General features: G+C 28.0%; 7 protein-coding genes. 6 read left to right on the forward strand and 1 reads right to left on the reverse strand.

Annotation, left to right across the window (positions count from 1 at the left end):
- Positions 1–626: 626 nt before the first annotated feature.
- Together KA894_RS14450 and KA894_RS14455 are read left to right on the forward strand one after the other, a co-directional pair.
- Positions 627–1,244 carry a CadD family cadmium resistance transporter gene (locus tag KA894_RS14450; RefSeq protein WP_037538780.1) on the forward strand — a complete coding sequence of 206 codons (618 nt, stop codon included), beginning with the start codon at positions 627–629 and terminating at the stop codon, positions 1,242–1,244.
- A gap of 17 nt (positions 1,245–1,261) precedes the next feature.
- A complete protein-coding gene (locus tag KA894_RS14455) occupies positions 1,262–1,609 on the forward strand; it encodes an ArsR/SmtB family transcription factor (protein ID WP_037538777.1) in 348 nt (115 codons plus the stop codon).
- A gap of 267 nt (positions 1,610–1,876) precedes the next feature.
- On the opposite strand, the gene KA894_RS14460 is transcribed toward KA894_RS14455, so the two are convergent.
- Positions 1,877–2,083, reverse strand: a complete 207-nt coding sequence (locus KA894_RS14460) for a DUF3923 family protein (RefSeq protein ID WP_115347105.1) — start codon at positions 2,081–2,083, stop codon at positions 1,877–1,879.
- A gap of 700 nt (positions 2,084–2,783) precedes the next feature.
- Here KA894_RS14460 and KA894_RS14465 point away from each other — a divergent pair.
- The 4 genes from KA894_RS14465 (at position 2,784) to KA894_RS14480 (ending at position 6,529) form a co-directional block, all read left to right on the forward strand.
- Positions 2,784–3,218 carry a plasmid mobilization protein gene (locus tag KA894_RS14465; RefSeq protein ID WP_210134037.1) on the forward strand — a complete coding sequence of 145 codons (435 nt, stop codon included), beginning with the start codon at positions 2,784–2,786 and terminating at the stop codon, positions 3,216–3,218.
- 202 nt (positions 3,219–3,420) lie between these two features.
- On the forward strand, positions 3,421–4,815 hold the full coding sequence (locus KA894_RS14470; RefSeq protein ID WP_210134038.1) for a helix-turn-helix transcriptional regulator: 1,395 nt from the start codon (positions 3,421–3,423) through the stop codon (positions 4,813–4,815).
- 501 nt (positions 4,816–5,316) lie between these two features.
- Positions 5,317–5,412: a type I toxin-antitoxin system Fst family toxin gene (locus KA894_RS14475; RefSeq protein ID WP_002510758.1), complete on the forward strand. Its 96-nt coding sequence runs from the start codon at positions 5,317–5,319 to the stop codon at positions 5,410–5,412.
- Positions 5,413–5,659: 247 nt separating this feature from the next.
- A complete protein-coding gene (locus tag KA894_RS14480; protein WP_069819358.1) occupies positions 5,660–6,529 on the forward strand; it encodes a hypothetical protein in 870 nt (289 codons plus the stop codon).
- Positions 6,530–6,602: the final 73 nt, after the last annotated feature.

Raw genomic sequence — 6,602 nt, forward strand, 5'->3', positions numbered from 1 at the left:
CGGGAACTATAGCGTTCAACCGGCATGGTTGACCAGTTTTTATGGCAATTTTTAAATTTGCATGTAACTGGGCAGTGTCTTAAAAAGCGACACTGGTTTTGCTCAAATTTTTGCTTTTGGAAATAGTATATATTTATTTGGCTCATATTTGCGTTTTAAGAGCTTATATAAGTTTTTAGGCATAAAACTATATGAATTACCCCTAAATCTTTAAAATGACCCCTTAAAATTCAAAATAAAGGTATTTAAAATTTTAAAAATAAAAAAGCTACTAGCAAAAAACTAGTAGCTTAAATCTTAGTTAAATTTTGATGTAGTATTAATTTTTGTATCTGCGCCACAACGCCGATTACTTAAAACTAAGATTAAAAAAATCGACGAAGGTCGATTATGGTTTTTACACGCGTTCTTTTAGAACGCATAAGTGCGCCCTTGCGGGAATTAACTGGATTATAACGATGAAAAATAGACCTGTAAAGCGATAACTATTGTGATAAATTTTGCTAAAAAGGAGTGTTTTATTTTTATGATTATCAAGACGATAATAAAAAATAGAACACGCATCTATGATTTTTGCTAAATATAAGCTATAATACATTCAAAAATATTTTTGAATGAGGTGCTTTATGTTTTCGACTGTGATTACTGCTGCTGTTTTATATATTGCTACAGCAGTAGATTTGTTGGTAATACTATTAATATTTTTTGCTAGAGCAAATACTAGAAAAGAATATCGAGATATTTATATCGGACAATATTTAGGTTCTGTAATTTTAATATTAGTTAGTTTATTTCTAGCTTTTGTTTTGAATTATGTTCCGGAAAAATGGGTGTTGGGTTTATTAGGTTTAATACCGATTTACTTAGGTATTAAAGTTGCTATTTATGACGATTGTGAGGGCGAAAAAAGAGCTAAAAAAGAATTGGATGAAAAAGGGTTGTCAAAATTAGTCGGTATTGTTGCTCTGGTTACAGTCGCTAGTTGTGGTGCAGATAATATTGGGCTTTTTGTTCCTTACTTTGTGACTTTAGATATTGTCGACTTATTAGTTACTCTTCTTGTATTTTTAATATTGATTTTTGTTTTAGTATATTCAGCACAAAAATTAGCTAATATTTCAGGTGTTGGAGAAATTGTAGAGAAGTTTAGTCGTTGGATAATGGCTGTTATTTATATTGGTTTAGGGTTATTTATTATTATTGAAAATAATACAATTCAAACAATAATTGATTTTATATTTTAAATTAAGGTGTGGTTTATATGGGCAAGGCAAATGCTTGTGATGTGATCTGTATTCATGAAGATAAAGTGAATAATGCTTTGAAATTTTTAGAAGATGATAAATCACAAAAACTACTTAGTATTTTTCAAAAAATATGTGATGAAAAGAAGTTAAAAATCATATTATCTTTGATTAAGGAAAATGAGTTGTGTGTTTGTGATATTTCTTTGATATTAAATATGAGTGTTGCTTCTACATCACATCACTTGAGACTTTTATATAAAAATGATGTTCTTGATTTTTGGAAAGATGGAAAGATGGCTTATTATTTTATTAAAGATGATGAAATTAAAGATTTTTTCTGTAAAAATCAAGAGGGATTTTGAAACGAGTGAAACGAGTTTCTTCTTGTCTTGATGCTATATAGAAATAACAATCTTTTTAAAATGATTTGAAACATAATTGAATTTATAAAAATCTATTCCCCAAAAATCTCGTTCGATATATGTTGAATGATAGAAAGCCCTCTTGTTTTGGCTCTAAATATCCCTTTAAAATCCAAATAAATCTATATAAAAACAAAAAGATACCCCAGATAAAATGGGTATCTTTTATTTCAATACGGACTGTTTAGGTTCTTTCAAGCCGTCTACTTAATTCAGTACTTGTACTTTTTGTTTTCTCGAAAAGACTAAATTAATGATTAGCCATATTAGCTGTATGATTAAAGAAATTAAATATGTAGTTCCTATAACAGCAATATTAACCCATTTCAATTCAGTCATTTGTATGGCGCCTGATGCGTCTACATTTCTTGCCCAAAGAAAAATGGTAAAGCCTATAAAGCTTAAAATTTCAATTTACTTACCTTCTTTTTTGAATTCATCAAAGTCTTAATTAAATCAGAATATTTCTAGCTTAACAATATATAAAAATAACATGAATTTTAAAAAATAATATTGTGAGTGAAAAATGATCTACATGTATTATAAATTAATGCAGTAGGTCATTTTTATTGGAAGTTTATCACTAGTATTTGTAATGATAAAAAACGAAGCCTAATATACGTTTTAAGAAAGGGAGTTATTTAAACTTTTAGAACATTGAAAATGCATTTATGTGGCTAAGAATTCAACTAGAGGAGTCTCGAAAAGGAGTCCCAGACAACAGGATAAGGGTGAACAATGCCATCACGATGGCCCCCAGCATAGCTGGGGTTCAAAATGAATGTTTCATTTGTTATAAATGCTTTCATATCAGTACTTTTAGCAATTTTATATATTTATAAAACTTGACTTAAGTGTAATATTACATGGCATTTCGATGTAAAATCAATGATTCTTCTATCCCTTGTGTCACATGGGATAGAAGAATGGGGAGTCTAAGGACTCCTCATAGACTCCCGAAAGGAGTCCTTAAATCATTGTTTATAACCAATGATTTTCTTATATAAGGTATTAGTAATTGCTTAGTTATTTATGATAGAGTATTTACTAATCAAATACTTAGTATAAAAATGTGATTCTTACTAAGTAATTACTAATTTTAGGAGTGGCGTGAATGGTGAGCAAGAATCATAAAAAAGCTAAAACAATTAATATTAATTTAACTGAAGAAGAATATGAAAAAGTGAAAGTATTAGCAGAAGATAGAAACTTAAATCCAACAGCTTATACGAGACTTGTGGCATTAGGAAATCGTATTAAGCCGACATCTGTTTATCCAGTAGATGAACGAATTAATGAGCTTGAAAAAGAAAATGAAGCTCTTAAAATGCAATTTAAAGTAGATCATAACAAAGATGAAGTGTTGAAAGAAGACTATGAAAATATAGAAGAGGAATATTCTGAAGTTGCCAAATACTTGGATACGTTTAAACGTTTTTTACAGTATGTAAATGATGACGCTGAATATATTAATTTCAATGGATATAAAAGAGATGAGCAATTAAAAGAAGAGATTAGAGATGCTATACAAAAATTTCATAAAAATTAATTTGATATTTCAAAATAAGAGTAACCTCCACAAAACCTGTATTTAACTTGTGGAGGTTTTTTGATTAACCACAGACACATACTTCCCCTTAATTTTAAGCGAGCAATAAACCGTATTGTAACTGTACGCTTTTAAATTTAAAAATTATAATATTTTATTTTTATGAAAAAGTAGTGTATGATTTTTATAAAGGAGGGGTTATATGAAATTATCCCAAAAGCTTTATCTAGAAAGAAAAAATAAGAATTTAACTAAACAAGCATTGGCTAAAGAATTGAATGAACTTAGTGGATTTTCCAATTATTCTAAAAAGGAGATAACACTTTTAGAATCTAATCAGAAAGCGTTTACTTATCGTATCGTAGATGATATTGCAAAATATTTTAATATGACAATATACCAATTTTTAACAAAACAGTGGAAATCTTATAACACAGAAGAGATTACTTTGATTGATAATAATATTGAAGAATATTTTCATGGCTATTCAGAGTGGATGCCTAAAACGTTTAAAAATTTGTCTGATATAATCCATAAATTTGATTTAGTAAAACATGATGATTGGGTAGCCATTCCCCAATATGAGTTGATAATGAGAGAGTATTATGACTATCTATATCGAGATGTTAGTAAAGAAAGTAGCAGTATTATTATTAGGAGAGCTAAGGGCCTCTTAGATAACTTGGAGTTATTTAGTTCATATAATCATGAAAATGATTTACAATTTCCTATAAACTTAGAGACAGGTTCTGCTGGATATACTAAATTTAATGATAAACGTGAACCTATTAATATGAATATACTAATACAAAATATAGAATTCTCATTAGGCGAAATTAGACAACTTTTTGAAGATGACTACTTTGATTATGATGAAGAAGATACAAAATATTTTAATTTGTTAAATTATTATCGAGAAAAGTTTGATATAAGATTTGAAGATATTGAAAAGGATTTGGGTATTTCAAGTGCAGAGTATAGAAAATGGGAAAAAGGTGAAATTGATCCTAGTATTAGTAATATTATAAAATTATGTGATTACTTGAATATAAATATTGATTTACTTTCTTCAAGTTCATTACGCACACTGAACAACATTAATTCTCAATCAGTTGGGTCATATATTCTGCAAAATACTAATATTCATGACTCTGAAGAATTATCTAAAGATTATTATTTTTCAGAAAGACAAAGCGTCATATTGATTCCCAAATATTGCTACGAATATATGTTTTATTATTTAGAGGATAAAACTCATAAAGATATAGGAATAAAAAAAGCAATTCAATTTACTAGAGAGTTTTTTGTGAAATGGTATGAATTTAATAAAGCTAGACAATTCTTATTTTATTCATTAACGGGAGTCGTTGCTAAGGAAAATTTCATTCATTATACAGAGAAAGAAATTAAAAGGTATTTAGGTGATAGTTACTATCCTGAAAATCCAGTGAAATTTTTAACGCAATTAACATTAGATAGAGTTGAAAATTATGGATATAAAGACAAAAAACAAATTATCAACAGAATTAAGCAAATTGATATAGAGAGGGTTCTAAAATCCCCTGAAAAGACAAATTTAAGACCTGAAGTAAATTGATTTAAAATTACAACGAAATCTCCCTACTAAGTTCTACTTAATAGGGAGATTCGATGAACGAATAGCATGTTTAGTTGTTCTCACAATTATTGGTTCAGTATTAATTAGCAATAACCAAAAAATAACCTTCCAACTTTGACAGGTTCGAAAAGGTTATTTTTGTCTTTTTAACAGTCTCATTGGGGCAACATGTTAGCGCATGTTGTCCTTTTATATATATTTATTATACTAGCATGATATTATACGAATACCAAATATGATATATGTGTATACATTATACATATATAACTTCCACATGTATAACTTCCATATGTATAATGTATACACAGAAAGAAAAGTAGAAATTGTATTATTTCAATCTAAGTAAATACACCCATTTAAGATTTGAATGACATAATTCAACTTATCGGAAGTGCATATGCTTGTAGATTAACAGATGGTATAATAGTGGAGTCGCCTATCTCTGGCGTCAATTTGACGTAGAGAGGAGGTGCATACGCAATGACCGACATCTTTGTAAACATCATGACCACAGCAGCAAGTGGTTGCATCGTTGCTTTATTTGCGAACTGGCTACGCAAACGCAATGATAAATAGGCGACTAGTCACACCAAAAAATCCCCTAACTACTGGCATAGTTAGGGGATTTGGTGCATACATGCACGACATCTTTGTTAATTGCATTATAACATCATAGTGGTTAGGAATGCAAAATCATTAAATTGATATACTATTAAACAAATATACTAATTTAATAAAAATTCAGTTAAACCCTGAGAAGTGGAGGTAATACGTTTTAAATGTAGATAACTGTCATTATGTAAACAAAGAAAGGATTTTAAAAATGAAATATAACCTTGGTGAAAACATTACACAACATAAATTGAATTTTAATAGTATATATAAAAACATAGAAGATATAAATGATGAATTCAGAAAGAAAATATTTGAAACAGTAAAAGTTTTAGCTAAAAGTATACCTAATTTAGATGAATTAAAAGATGCTTTAAAGAGCTTTAATAATAATGCAGCTAGAATTAATTCAATTTTTATTAACTATGACTATCCACCAATAGATTTTATCGTTATAAGTGAAGTCATGAATTATATTGAAATGAATTCAAATAATCAAGAGGTAACTATAGAAAATATTAATTTGATAATGACAAGATATTTTGATGAAATTCATTTTGATCGTTTAAAAAGCCAAGTAACCACTTACAACTTACCACAAGAAGAAATTACTATATTAAAAGAGATACTAGATGGATATAAACATGGATATTATTATCTTATAATCCCTGCATTATTAGCAAGATTAGAAGGACTGATATTTAATTCTGTAAATTATGAAGGAAGAACTGATTATAATCTCTTTAATATTGTAATAGAAGAAACAATAAACAAGTACAAATCTAATCATGATTATTATATTGATGATGATTATGACAAAATTAAGGAATACTACAAATCCAAGTTAAAAAGAGCCTTTAAATTTGGCGATAAAAATATAAATGGAATTAATAGACATTCTATCATGCATGGTTATGACAATAAGTATGGAACAAAACAAAATGCAATAATGTTATTTTTGCACTTTGAGTATCTTTATAAATGTTTAACAGAGTTAAATGAAAAGGATAAACAATATATCCGTAATAAAATGGAAAATTATAAACATAAGAAAAGCAAAAAGCGTAATAAACAAAATTGACTGATTAGGGTAAGCCCTAATCAGTCAGTAATGAATGTTTGTGACTTTACCTGCTAATTTAGAATAACTTTTC

The organism is Staphylococcus sp. GDY8P131P (genome assembly GCF_017891975.1).
GTDB lineage: Bacteria > Bacillota > Bacilli > Staphylococcales > Staphylococcaceae > Staphylococcus > Staphylococcus nepalensis.